Source organism: Clostridium neonatale (assembly GCF_900465025.1).
In the GTDB taxonomy this organism is placed as follows: Bacteria; Bacillota; Clostridia; order Clostridiales; family Clostridiaceae; genus Clostridium; species Clostridium neonatale.
The window spans coordinates 1,167,188-1,191,416 of the sequence record NZ_UICR01000001.1 but is presented as its reverse complement, the minus strand read 5'-3'; the positions used below and the strand labels follow the sequence as shown (position 1 = coordinate 1,191,416).

General features: G+C 29.2%; 23 protein-coding genes. 2 read left to right on the top strand and 21 right to left on the bottom strand.

Annotation, left to right across the window (positions count from 1 at the left end):
- The first annotated feature begins 449 nt into the window (after positions 1 to 449).
- Positions 450 to 1,406 carry a methyl-accepting chemotaxis protein gene (locus CNEONATNEC86_RS05360; RefSeq protein WP_058294222.1) on the top strand — a complete coding sequence of 319 codons (957 nt, stop codon included), beginning with the start codon at positions 450 to 452 and terminating at the stop codon, positions 1,404 to 1,406.
- A gap of 150 nt (positions 1,407 to 1,556) precedes the next feature.
- On the opposite strand, the gene CNEONATNEC86_RS05355 is transcribed toward CNEONATNEC86_RS05360, so the two are convergent.
- Positions 1,557 to 2,111: a helix-turn-helix domain-containing protein gene (locus CNEONATNEC86_RS05355; protein ID WP_058294221.1), complete on the bottom strand. Its 555-nt coding sequence runs from the start codon at positions 2,109 to 2,111 to the stop codon at positions 1,557 to 1,559.
- 168 nt (positions 2,112 to 2,279) lie between these two features.
- Between CNEONATNEC86_RS05355 and CNEONATNEC86_RS05350 the strand changes: the two genes are divergently transcribed.
- Positions 2,280 to 3,221 carry a DMT family transporter gene (locus CNEONATNEC86_RS05350; RefSeq protein WP_125149241.1) on the top strand — a complete coding sequence of 314 codons (942 nt, stop codon included), beginning with the start codon at positions 2,280 to 2,282 and terminating at the stop codon, positions 3,219 to 3,221.
- Between the two features lie 163 nt (positions 3,222 to 3,384).
- Here the strand turns inward: CNEONATNEC86_RS05350 and CNEONATNEC86_RS05345 are convergent, their stop codons facing one another.
- The 20 genes from CNEONATNEC86_RS05345 to CNEONATNEC86_RS05250 form a co-directional block, all read right to left on the bottom strand.
- The gene (locus tag CNEONATNEC86_RS05345; RefSeq protein WP_159115781.1) at positions 3,385 to 5,313 is read right to left on the bottom strand and encodes an ABC transporter ATP-binding protein; all 1,929 of its coding nucleotides are present in this window, start codon (positions 5,311 to 5,313) and stop codon (positions 3,385 to 3,387) included.
- Positions 5,300 to 7,036, bottom strand: a complete 1,737-nt coding sequence (locus CNEONATNEC86_RS05340; RefSeq protein ID WP_159115780.1) for an ABC transporter ATP-binding protein — start codon at positions 7,034 to 7,036, stop codon at positions 5,300 to 5,302. Before CNEONATNEC86_RS05340 ends, CNEONATNEC86_RS05345 begins: the two co-directional genes overlap by 14 nt.
- Before the next feature lie 119 nt (positions 7,037 to 7,155).
- Positions 7,156 to 7,587, bottom strand: a complete 432-nt coding sequence (locus CNEONATNEC86_RS05335; protein WP_058294217.1) for a MarR family winged helix-turn-helix transcriptional regulator — start codon at positions 7,585 to 7,587, stop codon at positions 7,156 to 7,158.
- Between the two features lie 283 nt (positions 7,588 to 7,870).
- Positions 7,871 to 8,860 carry a Gfo/Idh/MocA family protein gene (locus tag CNEONATNEC86_RS05330; RefSeq protein ID WP_159135640.1) on the bottom strand — a complete coding sequence of 330 codons (990 nt, stop codon included), beginning with the start codon at positions 8,858 to 8,860 and terminating at the stop codon, positions 7,871 to 7,873.
- A 172-nt stretch (positions 8,861 to 9,032) separates the two neighbouring features.
- Positions 9,033 to 9,677: a pentapeptide repeat-containing protein gene (locus CNEONATNEC86_RS05325; RefSeq protein ID WP_159135639.1), complete on the bottom strand. Its 645-nt coding sequence runs from the start codon at positions 9,675 to 9,677 to the stop codon at positions 9,033 to 9,035.
- 358 nt (positions 9,678 to 10,035) lie between these two features.
- Entirely contained in the window at positions 10,036 to 11,382 is a 1,347-nt protein-coding gene (gene accC / locus CNEONATNEC86_RS05320) for an acetyl-CoA carboxylase biotin carboxylase subunit (protein WP_159135638.1), read from the bottom strand.
- Between the two features lie 20 nt (positions 11,383 to 11,402).
- Complete coding sequence (locus tag CNEONATNEC86_RS05315; protein WP_058294213.1) at positions 11,403 to 11,849, bottom strand: acetyl-CoA carboxylase biotin carboxyl carrier protein; 447 nt, start codon at positions 11,847 to 11,849, stop codon at positions 11,403 to 11,405.
- 191 nt (positions 11,850 to 12,040) lie between these two features.
- Positions 12,041 to 13,042, bottom strand: coding sequence for a 5-oxoprolinase subunit C family protein (locus CNEONATNEC86_RS05310; RefSeq protein WP_058294212.1), 1,002 nt, complete (start codon positions 13,040 to 13,042; stop codon positions 12,041 to 12,043).
- The gene (gene pxpB / locus CNEONATNEC86_RS05305) at positions 13,039 to 13,746 is read right to left on the bottom strand and encodes a 5-oxoprolinase subunit PxpB (protein ID WP_058294211.1); all 708 of its coding nucleotides are present in this window, start codon (positions 13,744 to 13,746) and stop codon (positions 13,039 to 13,041) included. Before pxpB ends, CNEONATNEC86_RS05310 begins: the two co-directional genes overlap by 4 nt.
- Before the next feature lie 19 nt (positions 13,747 to 13,765).
- The gene (alr, locus tag CNEONATNEC86_RS05300; protein ID WP_159135637.1) at positions 13,766 to 14,890 is read right to left on the bottom strand and encodes an alanine racemase; all 1,125 of its coding nucleotides are present in this window, start codon (positions 14,888 to 14,890) and stop codon (positions 13,766 to 13,768) included.
- Between the two features lie 22 nt (positions 14,891 to 14,912).
- Positions 14,913 to 15,671 carry a LamB/YcsF family protein gene (locus CNEONATNEC86_RS05295; protein WP_159135636.1) on the bottom strand — a complete coding sequence of 253 codons (759 nt, stop codon included), beginning with the start codon at positions 15,669 to 15,671 and terminating at the stop codon, positions 14,913 to 14,915.
- Between the two features lie 101 nt (positions 15,672 to 15,772).
- Positions 15,773 to 16,558 (bottom strand): putative hydro-lyase, encoded by a 786-nt coding sequence (locus tag CNEONATNEC86_RS05290; protein WP_159135635.1) that lies wholly within the window; start codon positions 16,556 to 16,558, stop codon positions 15,773 to 15,775.
- Positions 16,559 to 16,573: 15 nt separating this feature from the next.
- Positions 16,574 to 17,686: a DUF4392 domain-containing protein gene (locus CNEONATNEC86_RS05285; RefSeq protein WP_159135634.1), complete on the bottom strand. Its 1,113-nt coding sequence runs from the start codon at positions 17,684 to 17,686 to the stop codon at positions 16,574 to 16,576.
- 116 nt (positions 17,687 to 17,802) lie between these two features.
- Complete coding sequence (locus CNEONATNEC86_RS05280) at positions 17,803 to 18,657, bottom strand: aminotransferase class IV (protein WP_159135633.1); 855 nt, start codon at positions 18,655 to 18,657, stop codon at positions 17,803 to 17,805.
- A gap of 241 nt (positions 18,658 to 18,898) precedes the next feature.
- A complete protein-coding gene (locus CNEONATNEC86_RS05275; RefSeq protein WP_058294205.1) occupies positions 18,899 to 19,324 on the bottom strand; it encodes an Lrp/AsnC family transcriptional regulator in 426 nt (141 codons plus the stop codon).
- 46 nt (positions 19,325 to 19,370) lie between these two features.
- A complete protein-coding gene (locus CNEONATNEC86_RS05270) occupies positions 19,371 to 20,189 on the bottom strand; it encodes a C40 family peptidase (protein WP_159135632.1) in 819 nt (272 codons plus the stop codon).
- A 25-nt stretch (positions 20,190 to 20,214) separates the two neighbouring features.
- Positions 20,215 to 21,189 carry an ABC transporter ATP-binding protein gene (locus tag CNEONATNEC86_RS05265; RefSeq protein ID WP_125149255.1) on the bottom strand — a complete coding sequence of 325 codons (975 nt, stop codon included), beginning with the start codon at positions 21,187 to 21,189 and terminating at the stop codon, positions 20,215 to 20,217.
- A complete protein-coding gene (locus CNEONATNEC86_RS05260; protein WP_125149256.1) occupies positions 21,179 to 22,240 on the bottom strand; it encodes an ABC transporter ATP-binding protein in 1,062 nt (353 codons plus the stop codon). Before CNEONATNEC86_RS05260 ends, CNEONATNEC86_RS05265 begins: the two co-directional genes overlap by 11 nt.
- A 14-nt stretch (positions 22,241 to 22,254) precedes the next feature.
- Positions 22,255 to 23,229: an ABC transporter permease gene (locus tag CNEONATNEC86_RS05255; RefSeq protein ID WP_125149257.1), complete on the bottom strand. Its 975-nt coding sequence runs from the start codon at positions 23,227 to 23,229 to the stop codon at positions 22,255 to 22,257.
- Entirely contained in the window at positions 23,229 to 24,173 is a 945-nt protein-coding gene (locus tag CNEONATNEC86_RS05250) for an ABC transporter permease (protein WP_058294200.1), read from the bottom strand. Before CNEONATNEC86_RS05250 ends, CNEONATNEC86_RS05255 begins: the two co-directional genes overlap by 1 nt.
- Positions 24,174 to 24,229: the final 56 nt, after the last annotated feature.

The following is a 24,229-nucleotide window of genomic DNA, read 5'->3' as shown; positions in this document are numbered from 1 at the left end:
ACATTTTCATTACTTTAATAATTTAGTATGGATTACTAATAGATAAATCTAATTTTTCCAGTATTAACGATAATAAATATATTTATTCAAAAATAATTTGTCATATTCCAACTACTATAAAAAACATAACTGTTATCTATTGTTCATATTTTATATATCGTATACAAAGTAATTTATGGTATAATTACTATAATAAATTATTTTTTACTAAATGATAAAACTTTTAAGGGGATTTATTTTTATAAAAGAATTTAATATTTAAAGATGTATATAAAAGAACTTTCAAAAATAATAAATAATTTAAATACAGTGTTTTTAGTACAAGCATTATATTTAAAATTTATTGTAATGCTTTTAAATATCTATTTCACTTTGAATTTCTTTTGTATTATTATCACAAAATACGCAAATTCTTTAAATCCTATATTTTATATTTGGAGGTAATTAAAATGTTTTTTAAGAAAAAGAAAACAGAAAATACTATCGAAACCAACTCTGAAACTGTTCAAAATCTAACTACTTCTACTACAAAACCAGACAATTCTGATTTATTACTTACTGCGCTAAATGAAGTCAAAGGAAATGTAGAAAAATTAGCCGAAAATGATTCTACTATATCAGAAAATATTTTTAAAATTAAAGATTCTTCTGATAAATCAAACGATGCAACGAAAATGCTTGAAAATGAAACTCAAATAATTAATGAAAACATAACAAAATCTGTTGATGAACTTAATTCTGTAATGGGCAATATCAGTGAGAATATGAATCATTTATCAGATTGTGAATCTAGTTTTGATACATTGCGTTCAACAATACATATTACAAGTGATAGCATAAATGGATTTAAAGATAGCTTTGCAATGCTAGAAGGTAATGTTGCTTCTGTAAATTCTAATTTATCTCATATAAATGAAATAAGTGATCAAACAAATCTTTTAGCTCTTAATGCAAGTATAGAAGCTGCTCGTGCTGGTGAAGCTGGAAAAGGTTTCTCAGTTGTTGCTGAAGAAGTAAGAAAGCTTGCTGAAATAACAAAAGAAACTTCAAGTAAAATAGATACTCAGCTAGCTGATATTAATAAGGCTATTACCCTAATAAAAAATTCAGTATCAGAGCTAAACTCTAATGTTGACAATACTAATTCATCAATAAACACTGCTGTTAATAAATTCAATTTATTACAACAAAGTAATGAAGTGATTTCAAATAAAATAGTTGAGAATATTGAACAAATAATCCTCTTAATTGGAAATGTTTCCAAGATCCAGGAGTCTATTTCTGAAAATAATAAAAATTCAAATGACATCACAGAGCTAATTGAACAATTATCTGATTTAGAAAATGAAAGGCCTGAAATTTTAAAAAACATTCAAAATTGTTTTAATAGTGTAGAAAAATTATAATAATAAACTTAATCATAAAAATTTATATATAAAATGACTAGAATATATTTTTATACTGATTCTAGCCATTTTATTTGCACTTCTTTTAATAAAACCAATCACTATTTTAAATGGGATACAATCTTTTTATTTACTGTATTTTCTAATATTCTAATTCAAATAAAATATTATATTTTGAAAAACTGCTTTTTCTTTATTTATATTTTCATATACATGTGCCTTATTAGCTGCAAATTTAATTGAGCTCCCCTTTTTCAGTATGAATTTTTGATTACCTATATCTAATTTAATTTCACCTTCAGTAACTATAATATATTCCTCCACCCCATCATCATGTGGTGATGATACATGCTTACATCCACAATCTAATTCTATTGTAAATATCTCAACACCCCTTTTTGCATCAAAAGCAAATATAGGAAATAATCTCATCTTATTGTTTTCTTCTATTACTGGAATAATTTCATTTTGATTTATTACTTTTACTTCATCTTGATCTTCATCAATAAAAAATGAAAATGATACCTTTAATCCAGTAGCAATTTTCCATAAAGTTGAAATAGTTGGATTTGACTGGCCACGCTCTATCTGTCCAAGCATTGCTTTACTTACCCCTGTCAATTCTGAGACATCATATAAACTTAAATTTCTCTTATTCCTTATTTCTTTCAATTTATTACCTATAATTGAATTCAAGGTTTCCATAAACAAACTCTTACTCCTTCTATTACTTTGGTTTTAAAAATAATTCATATATTTATTATCCTATAACAAATTCTTGTATTTGTAAATTATATCCTGTATAATATAGCATATATTTAGATGTTATAACATACGTTTATATAATTAAACTTTAATTATTAGGAGATTATAATGAATAAAGCATTTCTATTAGGTATAATATCATCATTCTTTTTTGCATTCACTTTTATATTAAATCAACAAATGAATATTTCCAGTAGTAGCTGGCTTTGGAGCTCTTCCTTAAGATACATTTTTATGCTTCCAATTTTATTTGTCATGCTTATTATAAAAAATAAATTGCTTGAAGTATTAATTGAGATAAAAAAGAAACCTCTAAAATGGTTTATATGGAGCATAATAGGATTTGGATTATTTTATGCACCTTTAAGCTTTGCTTCTTCATATGGTCCATCATGGCTTATAGCTGGTACTTGGCAGATAACTATAGTTGCTGGTGCTCTTTTATCTCCATTATTTTTTCAAACAATAGAAACTAAAAATGGCACATATAAGGTGAGAAATAAAATCCCCCAAAAATCACTCCTAATGTCTTCAGTTATTTTATTAGGAATATTTTTAATGCAACTTGATAAAGCAAAGAGTTTCTCATTCTTAGATGTAATTTTAGGATTTATTCCAGTTATTATAGCTGCATTTTCCTATCCACTTGGTAATCGTAAAATGATGGAGGTTTGTGGCAATAAATTAAATACAATTCAAAGAGTCTTTGGTATGACATTATGCAGTATGCCATTTTGGATAATAATATCACTATTGGGCTATATCTATTCTGGTCCTCCAAGTAAAGGACAACTATCTCAATCTTTAATAGTAGCTATTTTTTCAGGTGTTATTGCTACAATTCTATTTTTCAAAGCAACAGATTTAGTAAAGAATAATTCTACTAATTTAGCTATAATTGAATCCACCCAATCTGGCGAAGTAATATTTACTCTTCTTTTAGGAATACTTATATTCCATGATACAGTTCCAAACATTGTTGCTTTAATTGGATTAATTCTTGTAATTATAGGAATGGTTCTTAATAGTCTATTAAATAGTAAAACTTGATAATTTCTAAATACAAAAACAGATAAGACCATATTATTAAAGTATTTTTATCAAATATGTAAAAATACTTTAAGCCATTTTTACATATTTGATATTTTTAATAATTGTCTTATCTGTTTTATAATTAAAATTTTAAATAATTTTTTTCATTTAAATATTAATATTATGATAATTCAAAAGCTCCTGTATATAATTGATAATACTCACCTTTTTCTTTTATTAATTCTTCATGATTTCCACGCTCTATTATTCTTCCTTGTTCAAGAACCATAATAACATCTGAATTCTTAATTGTTGAAAGTCTATGAGCAATTACAAATACAGTTCTTCCCTTCATAAGCTTATCCATACCATCTTGAACTATAGCTTCTGTTCTTGTATCTATACTTGAAGTGGCTTCATCAAGTATAAGTACTGGTGGATCTGCTATAGCAGCTCTTGCAATTGCAATCAATTGTCTTTGACCTTGTGATAGGTTTGTTCCATCTCCTGTAAGCATTGTATTATAACCCTTTGGAAGATGTTTTATAAATGTATCTGCATTAGCAAGCTTTGCTGCTGCATATACTTCTTCATCAGTAGCATCTAGTTTACCATATCTTATGTTGTCTGCAACTGTACCTGTAAATAAATGAGTATCTTGAAGAACTATACCAAGTGACCTTCTTAAATCATCTTTTTTAATCTTATTGATATTTATACCATCATATCTAATCTTACCATCTTGAATATCATAGAAACGATTGATTAAATTTGTAATAGTTGTTTTTCCTGCACCTGTTGCTCCTACAAAAGCAATCTTCTGACCTGGTTTTGCATATAATTTCACATCATGTAAAACTATTTTTTCTGGATTATACCCAAAATCTACACCATCAAAAACAACATCACCAAGAACATTAGTATAAGTAATCGTACCATCTTCATGTGGATGCTTCCAAGCCCATGTTCCTGTACGTCCTTTAACTTCTTCTATATTTCCATCCTCATTAACTTTAGTATTAACTAATGTTACATAACCATCATCAACTTCTTGTTTTTCATCTAACATTTCAAAGATACGTTCAGCACCTGCAAGTGCCATGATGATAGAATTAAACTGTTGTGCTACTTGAGATATTGGCATTGTAAATTGTCTTGTTAATTGTAAAAATGACGCAAGCGCTCCAAGTGTAAAGCCATTAAATCCATTTATAGCAAGTGCAGCACCAACTGCTACTATAATAACATAGTTTAAATTTCCTATATTCCCCATGATAGGCATTAAAATATTAGCAAATGTATTTGCATTTTCAGCACTATCAAAAAGCTGCTCATTAAGTTCATCAAACTTCTTCTTTGTTTCTTCTTCATGACAGAATACTTTTACTACTTTTTGTCCTTCCATCATTTCTTCAATATATCCATTGATCTTACCTAAATCTTTTTGCTGCTTTCCAAAATACTTTGCACTATTTCCACCAATTTTCTTTGTAACCTTAGTCATAACTATTACAGATACTATTACTATACATGTTAATGGAATACTTAAATATAACATTGAGCAAAATACACTTACAATTGTTATAACAGCTGATAAAAGCTGTGGTATACTTTGACTTATCATTTGTCTTAAAGTATCTGTATCGTTTGTATACAGACTCATTAAATCTCCATGTGGATGTGTATCAAAAAATGGGATTGATAGTTTTTCCATATGTGCAAACATATCATCTCTTATTTTCTTTAATGCACCTTGAGATACAAAAATCATTATACGATTATATGCATAAGTTGAAATAGCTCCAAAATAAAAGATAACTGCCATTTTTAGTATCATACTTAAAAGTGGTGCAAAATCAGGATTTTGAGTTTTAGTAAGAGGAATTATATATTCATCAATTAAAGTTCCTAAAAATAGATTTCCAGCTACACTTACAAGAGCACTAATAATGATACATGCAATTACAATTATAAACTGCATTTTATATCCATTTAATACATAAGACATTAGTCTTTTTAATGTTTTACCAGGATTTTTGCTCTTAGGTCCTACCATCGGTCCTTTATTTCCTGGCCCTTTTGGCATTCTTTGTCCTTTACTTGCCATCATTATCAGCTCCTTTCACTTGTGATTCATATACTTCTCTATATATTGAATTATCTTTTAATAATTCTTCATGATTTCCAATTCCATCAATCTTACCATCATTTAATACAATAATCTTATCTGCATCTTGAACTGAAGATATACGTTGAGCAATTATTATTTTTGTTGTATCCGGAATATCTTCTTTAAATGCTTTTCTAATTAACGCATCTGTTTTTGTATCAACTGCACTTGTTGAATCATCTAAAATTAATATTTTAGGCTTTTTAAGAAGTGCTCTTGCAATACAAAGTCTTTGCTTTTGTCCACCTGATACATTCGTACCACCTTGCTCAATATAAGTTTCATATTTTTTAGGGAAGGTTTGTACAAATTCATCACCTTGAGCTTGTTTACAAGCTGTTATTATTTCTTCTTCAGTAGCTTCTTTATCTCCCCACCTTAAATTTTCATTTATTGTACCCGAAAATAATACATTCTTTTGAAGTACCATAGACACAGCATCTCTTAATGTTTCTATATCATACTTTCTTACATCTATGCCTCCAACTTTAACGCTTCCTTCAGTTACATCATATAATCTTGGAATTAGTTGTACAAATGTTGATTTTGCACTTCCTGTTCCTCCAATTATACCTACAGTCTCACCTGAGTTTATTTTAATATTGATATTTTCTAGATTAAAATTATCTACATTATTTCCGTAACTAAAGTTAACATTATCAAATTCTATACTTCCATCACTAACTTCAAATACAGGATTTTCCGGATTAGAAAGACTACTTTTTTCATCTATAACTTCTGAAATTCTTTCTGCTGAAGATTTAGCCATTGTAATCATAACAAACACCATAGCAATCATCATTAAACTCATCAATATACTCATTGAATAAGTAAATAAGCTCATTAATTCACCTGTTGTCATTGTGCTTGACACAATCATTTTTGCTCCAAGCCATGATAAAAGTAACATACATGTGTACATTGAAAATTGCATTACAGGCATATTAAGAACTATTACTTTTTCTGCTCTTATAAAGAAATCATATAATACCTTTGATGATTTATTAAATTTTTCTATTTCATGTTCTTCCCTTACATATGCCTTAACAACACGCATTCCTGTTAAATTTTCTTGAACACTGGCATTTAAGTCATCATATTTTTCAAACACTGCTTTAAAATATGGATGAGCTTTTGTCATTATAAAGTATAATATTATTCCTAAAAATAACATTGCGCCTACAAAAATTAACGCTAATTTAACATTAATGCTAAATGACATTATCATAGCAATTATAAGCATAATTGGTGCTCTTACAAGCATTCTTAAAACCATTTGATATGCATTTTGTACATTAGTTACATCTGTAGTTAATCTTGTTATAAGACCTGCAGTTGAGTATTTATCAATATTTGAGAATGAAAAGTCTTGAATATTATAGAACATAGCTTTTCTCAAATTTTTTGCAAATCCTGCTGATGCCTTTGCTGCATACTTACCTGCTAATGCTCCAAAAGTAAGTGACACTATAGACACAACTACCATAATTATTCCGACTTTAGTTACATACCCCATATCGCTTTTACCAATTCCATTATCAACTATCATAGCCATTAATAACGGAATAATCTGCTCCATAATAGCTTCACCAATGATATATAAAGGTGTCACAATTGAAGCATTTTTATATTCTCCGATATACTGTGATAACTTTTTTATCATTCTATCATCCTCCCTTGTATTAAACTACTTAATTTTAAAGATTTATTACTAAATAATTAAACTAAAACTTATTAAAGACTGTTTTAGTTAGGCTTCTAACTAATTTATTGACAGCATATCTAATCAGAAATTGTTTTTGATAACTTATCGAGTATATAGAATAAAAATTCACGTTCTCCTTCTGTTATTGATTTACTCACTTCATTTTCCATTTCATCAATAAGATTTTGTACCATCAATCTAATTTCATCACCTTTTTCTGTCAATACTATCTTTTTCAATCTAGCATCTGTACAAACACTTTCTCTTTTTATATATCCGTTCTTTTCCATCAACTGAAGTACACTTGTTACTGATGAACTTCTTATTTTTAAATCTTCTTCTATATCCTTTTGAAAAACATCTCTCTTTTTAGATTCCCAATATACAAATCCTATTATTTTTCCTTGAACACCTGTTATTCCATACTTAGCAACTTCATTATCTATTCTTCTGCGTATTTTATTACTGATAATATTTAATTCCTTCCCGATATGTTTTTTTCCATTCATGCTATTACCCCTACAGATTAGTTAGATTTCTAAGTAATTTTAATACTAATTTCGAATTTTGTCAACACACTCCTTTATATAGAGTTTTTTTGAAACCGTACACATACTTATATTAATATATTGTTCATAGTTTAATTTTTTATTTAATTAAATTAAAAACATTCTCCATTATCTTTTTTGATTTTTCTAACTGTTCTCTTTGATTAAAATGTTCGATTAGATAACACATATAAATAAAAATAAGCCACTACATAAACTGCATTGACTTATTTTATATTAAAAATTATTTATCTGCTGAAAATATAATACCTGCATCTTTTCTAGCTTGAACTGTTTCTTTTATTACATCCAATGAATGCTCTAATAATTTGTAGCATTCTTTATAATTCTTACTATTATAAATATCCCTAAAATCACAAATTTCATATACCATATGATTAGAAAATTGTTGTTCATTAAAAATTTCTTTTTCCTGCTTATTTAAACATACTTCAAAAGAAGAACATATTCCTGGTGACCCACTTACTTTAATATATCCTTTTGTTCCTTCTATATAAACACTGCTTTCACATCCACAATCTTTTGCACCAATACATACAGCATTAAATTTATCAAATCTCAAAGTCACTATTCCAGAAGTATCTATTCCATTATGTGCAACATTTGCCATATATCTCACTTCATTAGCCTTACCAAATAGTCCAGTTACAAAATGTAAGTTATATATATTAATATCTACTAGTGCTCCCCCTGATAATTCTGGATTAAACACTGGATGTATTTTTCCCTCTAAAAATGCATCATATCTGCTGGAATATTGAGAGTAGTTTCCTGATACTATTTTTATCTCTCCTATTTCAGGAAGTTTTTCTTTAATTAATTTATAATTAGGCGTATGTAAGGTTGTAATTGCTTCAAATAAAAATAAATTGTTTTTTTTCGCTAATTGGGCTAAAGTTTCAGCTTCTTCAATAGTTGAAGTAAATGGTTTTTCATTTATAACATTCTTATTAAATTCTAATGCTTTTTTTGAATATTCATAATGTAGATTATTAGGTAATCCTATATACACAAAATCAATTTCATCATCTTTTAACATAAGTTCATAATTTGTATAAACCTTTTCAAAACCATTGTTCTTTGCTATCTTCTTTGCTTTTTCAATACTTTTTTCTCTACACCATATGGAAACAGCCTCTACATCTTCCACGTATTTTAATGCATCTAAAAAGCTTAATACAATTCCACCAGATCCTACAATTCCTATTTTCATGATATCCCTTCTTTCATTTAACAATAAAATAAATATATTATGTATATATTATATTAGTTATAAATTTTTCTTTCATTATAATTCTCTAACTTAAAAAATAAATTTCATCTATTATATCAATAATATGAATTACCTTAAAACTTTTTTTCATAAATTACGAAAAAATATAAACTTATTGTATTACTAGTCCTATTAATCTTGTTAGATCTAAACCCTGAATTGGTGTAACTATTGTGCCTCTTATATCACTTATCTCAACACTTATTCCTTCAATTTCGCAGGTTGTAAAATCTATTTTATTAAGAATAGTTTTATTGAAAAATGTATTTATCAAATTTGTATCATTAAATGTTGTTTTATCTAACTTTACTTGTTGAAATACAGCTTCTTCAAAATTACAGTTAATAATATTTACAGAATTGAATTTTGAAAATGAAAAATTAGAATACTTAGACAATGAATCCTTAAATAAAACATGTTTAAGATTGCTTTCATCAAACTTTGCTCCTAGTAGTTTACAATTAATAAATTCAACTCGCATTAAGCTTCCACCACTAAAATCTATATTAGATAAATCACAATTTTCAAATGTTGTATCTAATAAATCTATATTTTTTAAAGTACAATTATCAAATACCACATTCTTAAATATACATGAATCAATTGTAATTCCAGTACCTTCTTTATTTTCTATCAATTCATTTTCTATAATTTTATTCTGTATTTTTTCAGATATAATTACTTCTTCGTAAATATCATTAATCATCTCTGGTTCATCTATAAATTTAGGTTTTTGTATCTTTATTAAATTAGACATATAGCACCTCATATTTTCAATATCTATATTTATTATAATCCAAATACAGTACTTTTGTATATTTTAAATTAGTCCCCCATCAATAAATCCCAATACAAAAGACATACCTTTATTAAAAACAATATTACTACCAAACAATGAGTTTAGTGAAAAAGAAAGAAATTCAATATATGATATGCGTAGTATTGTATTAAAAAATTTAAGCTTTTAAATTCTTAGACAGAGGCTGTTCCAAGAATGTTTGTCCAAAACTTGTTTTGGGAGCAAGCATTTTGGGTCACAGCCTCTATCTTTAGAATTTTTAGCTTAGATTTCCCTACAATCGAGCTCATCATATATTGAATTTCGGCTATTATCACTAGACTATCTTATTTTCTTCTAAAAATCTAGTATTAAATTCTCCACTTTTAAATATTTCATTATCCATTAAAGCTTTATGAAATGGTATTGTTGTCTCTACGCCTTTAATTTCAAATTCACTTAAAGCACGCTTCATTCTTTCTATAGCTTCATTTCTATCTCTTCCCCATGCTATTACTTTTGATATCATAGAATCATAAAATGGTGGTATTGAATATCCTGAATATGCTGCACTGTCTATTCTAATTCCAATTCCACCTGGCTGTATATAATTATTAATCTTTCCTGGACTTGGAGTAAAATCTTTATATGGATTTTCTGCATTTATTCTACATTCAATTGCACATCCATTTATTTTTACATCCTCCTGAGAAAAAGACAATTGCCGTCCTTCTGCCACTTTTATCTGCTCTTTTATAAGATCAATTCCTGTAATCATCTCAGTAACACCATGCTCAACTTGAATCCTTGTATTCATCTCCATAAAATAAAACTTATTATCACTATCTAACAGAAATTCTACTGTGCCAACACTATTATAATTTACAGCTTTTGAAGCATTAACGGCTGCTTCCCCCATACTACTTCTTAATTCTTCACTCAATGCCTTTGATGGGGATTCTTCTACAAGCTTTTGATGACGCCTTTGAATTGTACAGTCACGCTCTCCTAAATGAACTACGTTTCCATAATTATCGCCAATTATTTGAATTTCAATATGCCTTGTAGATTCTAAGTATTTTTCTAAATAAACATCTGGATTACCAAAATAGCTTTCAGCTTCTTTTTCAGCTTGTTCAATTGCAGACACTAGTTCTTCTTTATTGTTTGCAACTTTCATGCCTTTTCCTCCACCGCCTGCTGACGCCTTAACTATAACAGGATAACCTATCTCTTTTGCTATCTTTACAGCTTCATTTTTATCATTTATAATACCTTCTGTTCCTGGTACAATTGGTACTCCTGCCAATTTCAACGTTTCTTTTGCATTTGACTTATCTCCAAGCTTATCTATTATAATATAATTTGGGCCTATAAAACATATATTAAACTCTTCACAAGCTTTAGCAAATGCTGTGCTTTCAGATAAAAATCCATATCCAGGATGAATAGCATCAGCTTTTGAATGAATAGCTACATTTATTATATTATTTATATTTAGATACGTATCTTTAGGCAAACTTTTTCCTATACAATATGATTCATCCGCTAATTTTACATGAAGCGAATTCTTATCACTTTCTGAATAAATTGCAACTGTAGAAATTCCAAGTTCACGACATGCACGTATAATTCTTACTGCGATTTCTCCTCTATTGGCTATAAGAATTTTATTGAACCCCATAAATTATCACTTCCTTACAATTATATAGGTTTAATTTCGAATAATGGTTGTCCGTATTCTACAAAATCCCCATCCTTAACTAAGATATCTATAACTTCTCCATTAATTCCTGATTCTACTTCATTAAATAACTTCATTACTTCAATTAATCCTACAACTGTATTTTCATTAATTACATCATGAAGCTTTACAAATTCTTCTGCGCCCTCTTCTTTTCTTATATAAAATGTTCCTGCCAACTCAGATTTTATATATATCTTTTGAACATCACTTTCTTTATTATCTTCTTTTAAATTAATCATTTTTTTATCTTGTTCATTATAAACATCTTCATTATTTAAATCACATTTTTTTGAATTTTCCTTATCTATTATTACTTTGCTTTTCTCCTGTTCAAATTCAAAATGTGAAATATTATGCTTTTCAACGATTTCAAGTATTTTTTCTAAATCTGATATATTAATCAATTTTCCACCTCCAAGAAACTCAATATATTTTTAGGTTTATCACAGAATTTTGTGAAAAGGTACTTTTTCAACATCAATTCTTTATTCAAAACCAAGTAAATAGGTCATATAAGAGATGTAGATTATTATTTATCACAAAATTTCAGGATGAACCTATTTTTATTTAATCTAAAACATCTATTATAACAGTTTTATATACTTACTATTTTTATTGATTTTTTTAATTCTTCTATATATAATTCTCTTTTAAAATATAGTTCTTCAGCTTCTTTTAATGTAATTTTTTTAAATATAATTTTATCTGATGGCTTAAGTTGAACTAACTTTGGAATATCATAAAGAGCTACATGTGCTATCTTAGGATATCCACCTGCTGTTGCCCTATCTGCTAAAAGTATTATAGGATTACCATCAGGCGGAACTTGAATGGTACCAAATGATACCTCTCCAGATATCATTTCTATTTTTTCACTTAATTCTACTTTAGGGCCATTTAATCTATATCCCATTCTATCTGACTTACTGTCTATTATAAAAGGCTTAGTAAAAAACTCTCTAATGCTCTCTTCTCTAATATCTTTAAATTGCATATCTTCGAAAACTCTTATATATATAGGAGAATTATGATTCATATTTAAACTTTTTGCATACCATTTTGTATAAACAAAACTTTCCTTTGTATTTATTACCTTCAATTTATCTATTATATCTAATGACATACTAGTCTTCTTACCTATATTTATTACATCGTCTTTTTTTATTGCCCTTCCATCTTGTCCACCAATTCCACATCTTAGATATGTACTTTTGCTTTCCATAACAACTGGAACATCAATTCCTCCGGCTATGGCAACATATGCTCTGCATCCACTTATACATTTTCCGAATTTCAGAATACAATCTTCATGTAAATATATAGGTCGTCCCATTGGAACTTTTTTTTCATTAATTGTAGGAGAAATATCTGCACCAGTTATTGAAATAAGATTTCCCTTTCTTATCTTTAGAGCTGGTCCGATTAGGGTGATTTCGAGAACACCTTCATTTTCATCATTTCCAACAAGAATATTAGCTATTTTCATTGAATACTGATCCATTGCGCCGCTTACAATTACACCGTATTTTTCGTACCCATATCTGCCTCTGTCTTGAATAGTTGTTAAAAGTCCTGAATTTAAAACAGATATACTCATGATATCTTCTCCTTTAATTTCATATATTCCTCATAAGATATAGGATAAAACTTTGCGATATCACCACATTTTAAAATAGTTTTCTCTTTGTTATTTAAATCAAATAATTTAAATGGAGTTCTACCTATTATCTGCCATCCTCCTGGTGTTTCTATTGGATAGATTCCTGTCTGCATTCCTGCAATACCTACTGATCCTTCTGGTATTACTGTTCTTGGAGTATCACGTCTTGGAGTAAATATCTTCTCACTTAATCCCCCAAGATAAGGGAAACCCGGAGCAAATCCAATCATATAAACTAAATATTTTCCATTTGAATGAATGTTTATAACATCCTCTATTGTAATATCATTTTTCTGAGCAACAATTTCTATGTCTGGTCCTAATTCATTTCCATAACAAACTGGAATTTCAACCACATGATCTTCATACTCACACGAAAAATCTAGATTTGAAATTATTTCTTTTATCTTAAACTCCATATATTTAAAAGGTTCTTTACTCTTTAATTTCATTGGATCATATATGATTGAAACACTCGTGAAATATGGAATATATTCCACAAGACCATAAAACAGATTTTCATCAAGCCACTTACAAAAAATTCTTATTTTTTTATTTATATTTTCATCGATTGTATTTCCAAATTCCACAACTGCTGAAATTTCACTAGATTGTATAACTTTGAACTCATTTCCCAACATATTTTCACCTACTTTATAACTATAATATATATGTCCTTGTTACCCTTTTTCCTATACCACAGACAAATTCATAATTAAAACTTCCTGCCATTTCAGCAAGTTCTTCAGCATTAATTTTATTTTCTCTATCTGTTCCAACTAAAGTTACTTCATCTTCAATCTGTACATTTTCTAGATGCGTAATATCCACCATCATCTGATCCATGCATATTCTTCCTATTATAGGAGCATATTGTCCATGAATAAGAACTTTTCCTTTTGATGATAATCCTCTCATATACCCATCCGCATAGCCAACTGAAATAGTTGCAATCCTAGTATTTCCCTTAGTAACATATGTTTTTCCGTAGCTTACTCCACATCCTTCTGATACTTCAGAAATATTAATTACATGTGCTTTCCATTCTAATGCACTTTTTAGTTTTAATGCACTTTTATTCACTTCATCAGATGGATATAAACCATATGTAATTATTCCACTCCTTACCATTTCAAAGCGATGATTATCAAATTCCATAATTCCTGCACTATTACACATATGTTTTATAGGAATATTTATATTATTATTTTCAAGTTTTCCTATAAATTCATCATATTTCTTCATCTGAATTTTTGCATAACTTTTATCTCTTTCATCAGCACAAGAAAAATGTGTAAACATGCCTTCAACAAATATATTATCCATTTTCATTATTTTCTTTATATTTTCAATACTTCTCTCATTTGGTTCAAACCCTATTCTATTCATGCCAGTTTCTAATGCAAGATGGATTTTTGCAATATGATTGAATCTTGCTGCACACTCTTCTAATTTTTCAACCATTTCTAAATTGTATACAGTTTGTGTAATATCATATTTTATTAAATCTTCATATTGTTTATAAGAAGTATATCCCAGAATCAAAATTGGTATATCAATATTGTTCTTACGAAGTTCTATTGCTTCTTCAATAGTCGCAACCCCAAAATAATCTACTTTCGCTTTAAGAAAATTTCCTATTACTGCTGCTCCATGTCCATATCCATCTGCCTTAATAACTGCCATGACTTTCACATTATTATCTATTAATTTTCTTACTTCATTTATATTGTGTTCTATAGCGTTCAAATCTACTTTTACATAAGTCCTTAGATATCCTTCCATAAAACAAATCTTCCTTCTTTCCTTATTCTAATGGTGCTATTTTTATATTCTCTTTTTCAAGAAACTTTTTTATATCTTTTACAAATTCTAATGCCTTTATATTATCTCCATGTACACATATTGATTCTGCATGTATAGGTATATCTACTCCGTTTATTGTTGTAACTTTGTTTTCTTTAATCATTCTAATAACTCTTTTAATTGCAATTTCTTTATCTGTAATTACTGCACCATTTACACTTCTATCAACTAGTGATCCATCCTCCTTATATGCTCTATCAGCAAATACCTCATTTGCACACTTTAGCCCTATATTCTTTGCTGCTTCAATCATCTTACTTCCACTTAATGCAAGTAAAATCAAATCAGAATCGACTTCTTTTATTCCTTCACATATGGCAAGTGCTAGATTTATATCTTTTCCTGCCATATTGTATAGTGCACCATGAGGCTTAACATGATTCATCTTTATTCCATGTGCTGTGCAAAATGCCTTTAATGCACCAATTTGATACTCTACAATTGTTTTTGCTTCTTTATATGAAATATTCATATTTCTTCTTCCAAACCCAGCCAAATCCTGAAAACCTGGATGTGCCCCAACAGATATCCCGTATTCCTTTGCTAGCTTCACAGTATTATACATAACTAATGGATCAGAAGCATGAAATCCACATGCAATACTTGCTGATGATATATATTTAATTACTTCTTCGTCACAGCCAATTTTATAATTTCCAAAGCTTTCACCTAAATCACAATTTAAATCTACTTTATACATACAAATCACCTTTATCAAATACTAATCTTAATTTTTAATCTACAATTGTAATACTATTTTTCTAAATTATGGAGGTATAACTCATTTTAAATTATAGTAAATCAATATTTCAGCTCTATATTTTTAACATCAGTTATAAGCATATGACCTGGAGAGTGTGTAATGACAATTTTAGGTTTTACGTTCATTACAACAGCTTGTGGAGTTACTCCACAAGGCCAGAAAACTGGAACTTCATTTTCTTTTATGTTCACTGAATCCCCAAAATCAGGCTTGTCTATACTTTTTATTCCTATTATAGATGGATCTCCGATATGAATTGGTGCTCCATGTACCTTTGGCATTGCGCCACTCACAAGCACCGATCTTACTATTTTTTCATATGGAATAGGTCTCATACTTACAACCATATTTCCATTAAATATTCCTGCTGGTGTACACTTAATATTTGTAATATACATAGGTACATTGCATTTTTCCTCTATATGTCTTATTTCGATATTATCTTCTATCATTTCTGACTCAAATGAAAAACTGCATCCAATTAAAAAACTTACAAAATCATCTCTCCATAAATCACCTATGTCTTTATATTCTCCAGTCAAAACTCCATCTTCATAAACCCTATACTTTGGAATATCTGTAGTAATATCAATGTCTTTTCCTAAAAAGTTAAGCATTTTATTTCCTACATCACTTACTTCTAAAATTGGACATGATTTTGTATTTCTTTGAGTGAAAAGCAAAAAATCATAAGCAATATCTTTAGGAAAAATTACTAAATTAGCTTGAGCATATCCTGCACACATTCCTGCGGTAGGAATTGTAATTTTACCATCTCTTATTAATTTACGAACATCATAAGGGTGCATTTCTGAATAATCCATATATACTTCCCCCTTTTACACTATTATTCTTACATTTTTATCTCTACATTCTTCTAAATCTTCTTTTTCAAAAAAGCCAAGATCAATTACCTTCTCAAACCATGTCACACATGTTTTCTCAAGATTTATTGCTGATAGGACACATTCTCTCATTAAATTCACAATTGAGCAGTTTATTTCAAGTCCAAATCCATCTATAGCTGGAATTAAATCTCCATACATGTCTATCATTCCACTCCTTGAAGATGCAATCATTGCGTCTTTTTCCATCTCTTTTGTATGCATAATATTTAAGTCATTTTTCAAATAAGAAAGTGCTGCAATAAGTCCATAACATCCCCAATCTGAAACTGTTGCTGTTATAATATTGTCTGCTTTTGTTTCCGCTACAATCCCTCCATTGCATCCACAATTGCAAGTTCCTTTTGCAGCATATGGTACATATTCGTACAAATGCTCCTTTATAGTTCCCATTCCTATTTCATTTCCAAGATCACCAATAGCTATATTTAAAACACCTTTTTCTTTTAATTTATTGAATAATACATCTTGCTTTGCTTCTAATTCAGTAACATCTAATCCAACTGCATTATGATAAACACCTTTTGAATTAGCACCTGGACATTCTATGCTTATAACTGCACTTGGAAAGCCTTTTGAAACAAGCTCATCAGCTTGTTTTGATGCTTCTTTTGCCTCTTTTGTAAATGGTATTGCCGCTAATGATAAAGGATACTCTGATAGACCCTCTATGCTATCATGAAAATGAAGCCCAACTACATATGCAAGATTTTCAACTGCTTTCATATTATCTTCAGGGCACACTATTACTGGCTTTACATTAAATCCTTTAACAAGTGCTCTTGCAAGAAGCATAGTACTTACAATCCCATCCATCTCTGCTTTTTTAAATGGCCTTAAAACAAAACCTGTCATTATATAAACTAGATCCCCTTCTTTTAGTGTATCTACTAATTTCTCTGCACTATTTATTGTTAATGGCTTTTTTGTATATTCTCTTGAAGCATTGTATAAAATCCTACACACGCCATAACCTCTTGGATCTAGGTTCATTAAATTATCAAGATTTTCTCCAAGATTAAATACTGTTAAATCCTTCTGATTCATACTAATTCATCAACTCCATCATATAATTATAGTTGTAAAATTTAATGCAAAACTATCTATTCTCTATGAGTAATCTTCTATATCTCATATCTTAGATATTAGTTTTAAATTATTCTTTACTTCTTTAAGCCTGTCTTTTCTTTAACTATTTTTAAATATTCATCTTGAATAAACTTAAGTAGTTCTGGTGCTTTTCCCCCTACTGGAATGCCATCAATTTCAATAGCTTGAATAGCAAGTAAGCTTGAAGCTGAAACAATAACCTCATCAGCTTCCATTAAATCTTTAACTGTAAATGGAGTTTCATCAACAGGTATATTGTTATCCTTACAAATTTGTATCATGTGTTTCCTTGCAATACCCGGTAAAATCAGATTATCAGTTGGTGCTGTTCTAAATATTCCACCTTTTAATATACTTACGTTATTATGAGCACATTCAGTTACTCTGTCACCTCTATGGAATACTACTTCATCGCATCCTGCCCTTTTAGCTTTTTCAGATGCTAAAACATTTGGTAGTAAGTTCAATGTTTTAGCATTACAGTGATAAAATCTTGTATCTTCAACTGTTATTAATTTATATTTTTTTTCAAAAGGTGCTATATCAGCTGATTTAAGCGGCTTTAATGTAACCCATAAATTCGCTTTTGAATCAGGATATGCATGATTACGTGGTGCTGTTCCTCTAGTTACCTGCCAATATACAAATTGCTCTGGTGAATCTACTTTTTTAACTAACCAAGTAAGTAAATCTCCAAGTTCTTGCTTTGTACATGGAATTTCTATTCCTAGTAATCCAGCGCTATTATAAAATCTTTCAATGTGATCATCCAATGCAAATATTGTGTGATTAGCACAAAATGTTGCATCATAAACTCCATCACCAAAATAACATGCGCGATCATTCATTGGTATTTTCATATTTTCGATTAAATCATATTCTCCATTGTAAAACCCTAAGTTCTCCATAAATAATTCCTCCTAAACTATATTAAAAAATAAAAAACCACATACATATAGACATATGAAACTGACTTCTTTGTCTGTATGTATATGGTCTTTTGGCTTCTCTAATTTATAAATTCATCATATATTATCAAATTATTTTTTTCAATAACTTACCCATATTTTGCTGTATTTTATTTTTATTTTGTATATTTGCAGAAATTTTTTCTGTAATTTCATTATTTTCGGAAATTTATCCATTTCACTAACTTTTTATATCTTTTAAAATAAAATATGTTTTTGTTCTAGAGACACCTTCTAAACTTTTTATATCCCTATGAATTTTTTCTAATTCCTCTGATGAACTGCATAAAATTTTCAACATAAAATCAAACTCTCCAGTTAAATAATAGCAAAGAACAACTTTATCATTTTGTTCTATTATATTTGTAAAAGATTCATAAAACTTCGGATGATCCAGACTCACTTCCATTAGTGCACTTGTTCCATTACCAAGCTTATTATTATCTACTGTTATTGTATAATTCTTTATTATATTATTGTTCTCCATTTTTTTTATACGTTCTAAAACTGCTGAAACTGATAAATGGATTTCTTTGCTTATTTGTGATGCTTTAATTCTAGCATTGCTCTTTAGACACTCTAATATTTTATAGTCTAGGTTATCCATATTATCTCACCCCGAATACTTAGTTTATAAACTTTAAGTTTTTATATTAAAATATACTTCCAAATCTCTTATCACATTTATCTAGATATTCATAATAATTATCTGCATTCTTATCAAAGCTATTAATTGATACTACGTCATTACTTGTTGCAGAATGTACATACTCTTCATTACCTAAATACATTGCAACATGTCCTGGAAAGAAGATTAAATCTCCCTTTTTTAATTTATCTCTTGTAATTTCCTTAATAGGAAAACCTTCTTTTATATCTGCATCCCTATAAATTAATATTCCATTTACCATATATGACATAGAGCAAAGACCAGAGCAATCTATTCCCATCGGTGTCTTTCCTCCCCATCTATACTGAGTTCCAATATAGCTTAAAGCCGATCTCACAAGATTTTCTCTTAAGTTTTCCTCATCCTTTACATCATAATCTGTTTTTAAATCACACAAAAACTCTTTACGTGTCCAGCCAATTCTGCCATCAGGTATCTTTACTTTTACAAAGCGATTATTTTCACTCACTTCTTTAAGACAGACAATATGTGCACCGCGTGTCATAGTTGTGATCTGACATCCTGATGCCTCAGGCTTGTCTAAAACATCTGCAAAACTATTTAATACTACTTTATTTTTTTCACTTTCATATTCTTTTGCTTTATTATCATCAATAAGAAGACTACTTCCATCTATATATCCTTCATAATTATAATGAGTTCTTATATAATACCAGTCATTTTCTAAAGCTTCTAGTATTTCAACATTCATTCCAAATAATACTTCATCTGCATTTTCTGAAAATTTATCAGGTTTACTTTTAATAAATCCAATAGCGCTATTTACCACTGCATATCTCATAAAGTTAATCCTCCTCGTAATTAAACTATATATTACCTACTGCTTCATTATTTAATGAATACATCATGCTCCCTGTAGCTTTATATTGTGAAATCTCTAATTCATTTGCCAATACAAAATGATCTTCTTCAATTTCAATGAACTTTGGCTTATCTTTATCATAACAATGACATTCTGGATCATATATAAGTATCTTTTTATTTCTTTCTTTTCTTGGATCAGGCTGAGGTATAGCAGATAATAATGCCTGAGTATATGGATGTATTGGATTATTAAATAAATCTTCTGCTTCTGCAAGTTCTACTATTTTTCCTTTATATATTACTGCAATTCTATCTGCAATAAACCTTACTACAGATAAATCATGAGCTACAAAAAGGTAAGTTAATCCATATTCTTTTTGCAATTTAGATAATAAATTAAGAACTTGTGCTCTTATTGATACATCAAGAGCTGATATTGGTTCATCAGCAATTATGAACTCAGGTCTCATTACAAGTGCTCTTGCTATCCCTATTCTTTGCCTCTGTCCACCTGAAAATTCATGTGGAAATCTGCTTGCAAATTCAGGCAGCAATCCAACTTGCAATAAAACTTTTTCTACTATTTCCTTTCTTTCTTCTTCATTTTTATAACTTTTTAAGTTATATAGGCCTTCTGATATTATATAATCAACCTTTGCTCTCTCATTTAATGATGCCATAGGATCTTGAAATATCATCTGAATTTTCCTTGTTATTTCATTATCTAGATCTCTTGCAATTTTTCCGCTTATTTTTTGTCCATTATATAATATTGCACCATCTGAGATTTCATTTATTCTTATAATTGCTCTTCCTATTGTTGTTTTTCCTGAACCTGACTCACCTACAAGACCAAATGTTTCTCCTTTATAAATTTTAAAACTCACATCATCAACAGCTTTAAATTTATCCTTACCACTTCCAAAATTAATGGTAATATTCTGAACATCTAATAAAACTTCATTATTATGCTTCATATTTATTCTCCTCCCATAGATTAAATAATCTTTTAAGTGATTTTGGGTATTCAACTTTAGGTGCTCTTGGATCTAAAAGCCATGTTTTTGCTTTATGTGTTTTACTTACCTCAAAATATGGAGGAGCTATTTCAAAGTCTATTTTAAGAGCCCTTGGATTACGATATGCAAATGCATCTCCCTTTATTTCCTTATATAAATTAACCGGAGTACCATTTATTGAATAAAGTTCTTCCCCTTTTACGCCTAGCTGCGGCAACGATGATAACAATGCCCATGTATATGGATGCTTTGCATTATAGAATATTTCTTCTACAAGTCCAACTTCTACTATATCACCTGCATACATTACAGCAACGCGGTCTGCAACATTTGCTACAACTCCAAGATCATGTGTTATAAAAACTATTGTAAGCTTATATTGCTTTTGAATATTTTTAAGCAAATCAAGTATTTGAGCCTGCATAGTTACATCAAGTGCTGTTGTTGGTTCATCGCATATTAAAATCTTAGGATTACATCCAATAGCAATTGCTATAACAACCCTTTGTCTCATTCCACCTGAAAATTCATGTGGATACTGATTATATCGCTTTTCTGGATTTGCTATACCAACATCCTCTAAAAGTTCTATTGCAAGCCTTTTAGCTTCAGCTCCCTTTAATCCTCTGTGGAGTTCTATGGCTTCCTGTATCTGCTTTCCAACAACTTTAAGTGGATTCAATGATGTCATTGGATCTTGTGATACCATTGCAATTTCTTTTCCTCTTATAGCCTGCCACTCTTTATTGGTTTTAAATTTTGCTAAATCCATCCCCTTATACATTATACTCCCACTATTAATATATCCATTACTTTCAAGGAGTCCCATAAAAGTTTTTGTAAAAACAGACTTTCCTGAACCTGATTCTCCTACAATTGCAATGCTTTCTCCTTTATATAAATCAAGTGAAATGCCACGTATTGCATTAAGTACTCTTCCTCTTACTTTAAATTTTACATCTACTTCCTTAGCAGAAAGTATTATTTCTCTATCAGTATAATCAGCCATACATTATCCTCTCCCTATTTATGATTTTTTGGATCTGCTGAGTCTGCAAATGTATTTCCTATAACATAAAATGATATTGTTATTATCGAAATTACAATAGTTGGAAATACTAATTGATATCTAAGTGCTGGCGTCATCATAAGCATTCTGCCTTCATTAACCAAATTTCCAAGTGAAGGAATGCTTATTGGCAATCCAAGGCCTATATATGTTAAAAATACTTCTGATCCAATTGCACTCGGGATTGCAAGTGCAATTCTAAGCATTATAACAGATACTAAATAAGGCAGTAAATTCTTGAGTATTATTCTCATTGTTGGAGTTCCAAGACATCTAGAGGCTAAATTATATTCTCTGTCACGTATTATTATTATCTGATTTCGTACAAATCTAGCCATTTCCAGCCATCCAGTAAGACATAAAGCAAAAATCATAGTTCCAATACTAGGTCTAAATATGTAAGTCATAAGTATTAAAACTATTGTAGTTGGTATATTATCCACCACATTATATATTTCAGTAATAATTTTTTCTAAAGATTTCACATACCCCCAAAGTGCTCCAACTACTATTCCAACTATGGCTTCAACTGCTCCAACTACAAATCCAATTAATAAAGATGTACGCGTTCCACTCCATATTCTTGCCCATAAATCTTGTCCAATTGAATTTGTACCAAACCAATATTCTAAAGAAGGTGCCAAATTTTTATCTTGCATTTGTGTTTGTTCATTTAAATATATTGTTGTTGGAGATTTTTGCCCAGGAATAAGTGGTTGAATCATTGTAAATACAAGTATGCTTATAACTAATATAAGCAAAAACATAGCTACTTTATGCTGCTTAAACGAATTCCATGTTGACTTCCAATAAGAGTAATTTGAATATCCTGTTTTCTCAGCTTCTGTATTATCAAACTCTGCAAACTCAAACAAAGATTCTTCTATTTCATCACCAAATTTTCCTACCATTTTACCAGTAATACTCATTATCTTCCACCTCCGTTTCTTTGTAATTTTATACGTGGATCTGTTATAGACATAGCTATATCACCTAATACCAATCCTAAAATTCCAAGAGAAGAATAAATAATAACAAGCCCTTGAACTAATGGATTATCTTGCCTTTGTATTGCTTCAACAAGTAACCCGCCCATTCCCGGTATTGAATACAATGATTCTATATATATTGATCCTGCAATAGTATAAAGAATTGATGCTGGTAGATATTGCGCCATTGGCACAAATGCATTTCTTAACACATGATGAACCATTATATTTTTTTCACTAACACCTTTTGCTCTTGCAAGTTTTACATAATCACTATTCATCTCATCAACCATATATCGTCTCATCCACATAGCGTATGCTGCTATATTTCCAAGTGACATTGATATTAATGGTAATATCCAGCTTACAGGATTGCTCTTATCAAATAGCATAGGTAATTTACATACATCTGTTACATATAACTGAATTACAAGATAGTAAATGGCTGCTGGAACTGCATTTATAAAAACTATATATCCATTTCCCAATTTATCTAAAATGCTATTTTTACTTTTTGCCATCATTATTCCTAAAGATATTCCAACAACAAGTGATATTACAATAGATCCAAGTCCAAAATATAAAGAATACGGTATCTTATCCTTTAATATTTTACTTACCTTGACATCAGGTCTATATGTAATTGACTTTCCAAATTCTCCTTTAGCAAGATCCTTATAGAAGTTTCCAATTTGTACTGGCATTGGATCTCTAAGACCTAAGTTAGTTAATATTGTTTCCTTTTGAATTTCACTCATTTTATCAGCATTCGATCCTAAATAGCCTTCCTCAGGCATTAATCTTAGTAACATAAACACAACTGTTATTATCACAAATAGTGTAAATACTGATTGTGACAATCTTTTAAATAGATATTTTACCATCGCTAATTCCCCCATATTATTGTCTATTAAAATGGGGTACTGCAAAACTTTTGTAA

Excerpts from the sequence above, each read along its gene's own strand:
- CNEONATNEC86_RS05290 (WP_159135635.1), bottom strand. The coding sequence starts at position 16,558 with ATGGATTATTCAGAAATGCACCCTTATGATGTTCGTAAATTAATAAGA.
- CNEONATNEC86_RS05330 (WP_159135640.1), bottom strand. The coding sequence starts at position 8,860 with ATGAAAATAGGAATTGTAGGATCTGGTGGAATTGTATTAAGCTTTTTA.
- CNEONATNEC86_RS05275 (WP_058294205.1), bottom strand. The coding sequence starts at position 19,324 with ATGGATAACCTAGACTATAAAATATTAGAGTGTCTAAAGAGCAATGCT.
- CNEONATNEC86_RS05255 (WP_125149257.1), bottom strand. The coding sequence starts at position 23,229 with ATGAGTATTACTGGTAAAATGGTAGGAAAATTTGGTGATGAAATAGAA.
- CNEONATNEC86_RS05285 (WP_159135634.1), bottom strand. The coding sequence starts at position 17,686 with ATGAATCAGAAGGATTTAACAGTATTTAATCTTGGAGAAAATCTTGAT.
- CNEONATNEC86_RS05325 (WP_159135639.1), bottom strand. The coding sequence starts at position 9,677 with ATGTCTAATTTAATAAAGATACAAAAACCTAAATTTATAGATGAACCA.
- CNEONATNEC86_RS05340 (WP_159115780.1), bottom strand. The coding sequence starts at position 7,036 with ATGATAAAAAAGTTATCACAGTATATCGGAGAATATAAAAATGCTTCA.
- accC (WP_159135638.1), bottom strand. The coding sequence starts at position 11,382 with ATGGGGTTCAATAAAATTCTTATAGCCAATAGAGGAGAAATCGCAGTA.
- CNEONATNEC86_RS05280 (WP_159135633.1), bottom strand. The coding sequence starts at position 18,657 with ATGGAGAACTTAGGGTTTTACAATGGAGAATATGATTTAATCGAAAAT.
- CNEONATNEC86_RS05260 (WP_125149256.1), bottom strand. The coding sequence starts at position 22,240 with ATGGCTGATTATACTGATAGAGAAATAATACTTTCTGCTAAGGAAGTA.
- CNEONATNEC86_RS05265 (WP_125149255.1), bottom strand. The coding sequence starts at position 21,189 with ATGAAGCATAATAATGAAGTTTTATTAGATGTTCAGAATATTACCATT.
- CNEONATNEC86_RS05335 (WP_058294217.1), bottom strand. The coding sequence starts at position 7,587 with ATGAATGGAAAAAAACATATCGGGAAGGAATTAAATATTATCAGTAAT.
- CNEONATNEC86_RS05355 (WP_058294221.1), bottom strand. The coding sequence starts at position 2,111 with ATGGAAACCTTGAATTCAATTATAGGTAATAAATTGAAAGAAATAAGG.
- CNEONATNEC86_RS05345 (WP_159115781.1), bottom strand. The coding sequence starts at position 5,313 with ATGATGGCAAGTAAAGGACAAAGAATGCCAAAAGGGCCAGGAAATAAA.
- alr (WP_159135637.1), bottom strand. The coding sequence starts at position 14,890 with ATGGAAGGATATCTAAGGACTTATGTAAAAGTAGATTTGAACGCTATA.
- CNEONATNEC86_RS05310 (WP_058294212.1), bottom strand. The coding sequence starts at position 13,042 with ATGAGTATATCTGTTTTAAATTCAGGACTTTTAACAACTATTCAAGAC.
- CNEONATNEC86_RS05350 (WP_125149241.1), top strand. The coding sequence starts at position 2,280 with ATGAATAAAGCATTTCTATTAGGTATAATATCATCATTCTTTTTTGCA.
- CNEONATNEC86_RS05360 (WP_058294222.1), top strand. The coding sequence starts at position 450 with ATGTTTTTTAAGAAAAAGAAAACAGAAAATACTATCGAAACCAACTCT.
- CNEONATNEC86_RS05295 (WP_159135636.1), bottom strand. The coding sequence starts at position 15,671 with ATGTATAAAGTAGATTTAAATTGTGATTTAGGTGAAAGCTTTGGAAAT.
- CNEONATNEC86_RS05270 (WP_159135632.1), bottom strand. The coding sequence starts at position 20,189 with ATGAGATATGCAGTGGTAAATAGCGCTATTGGATTTATTAAAAGTAAA.
- pxpB (WP_058294211.1), bottom strand. The coding sequence starts at position 13,746 with ATGTTGGGAAATGAGTTCAAAGTTATACAATCTAGTGAAATTTCAGCA.
- CNEONATNEC86_RS05250 (WP_058294200.1), bottom strand. The coding sequence starts at position 24,173 with ATGGTAAAATATCTATTTAAAAGATTGTCACAATCAGTATTTACACTA.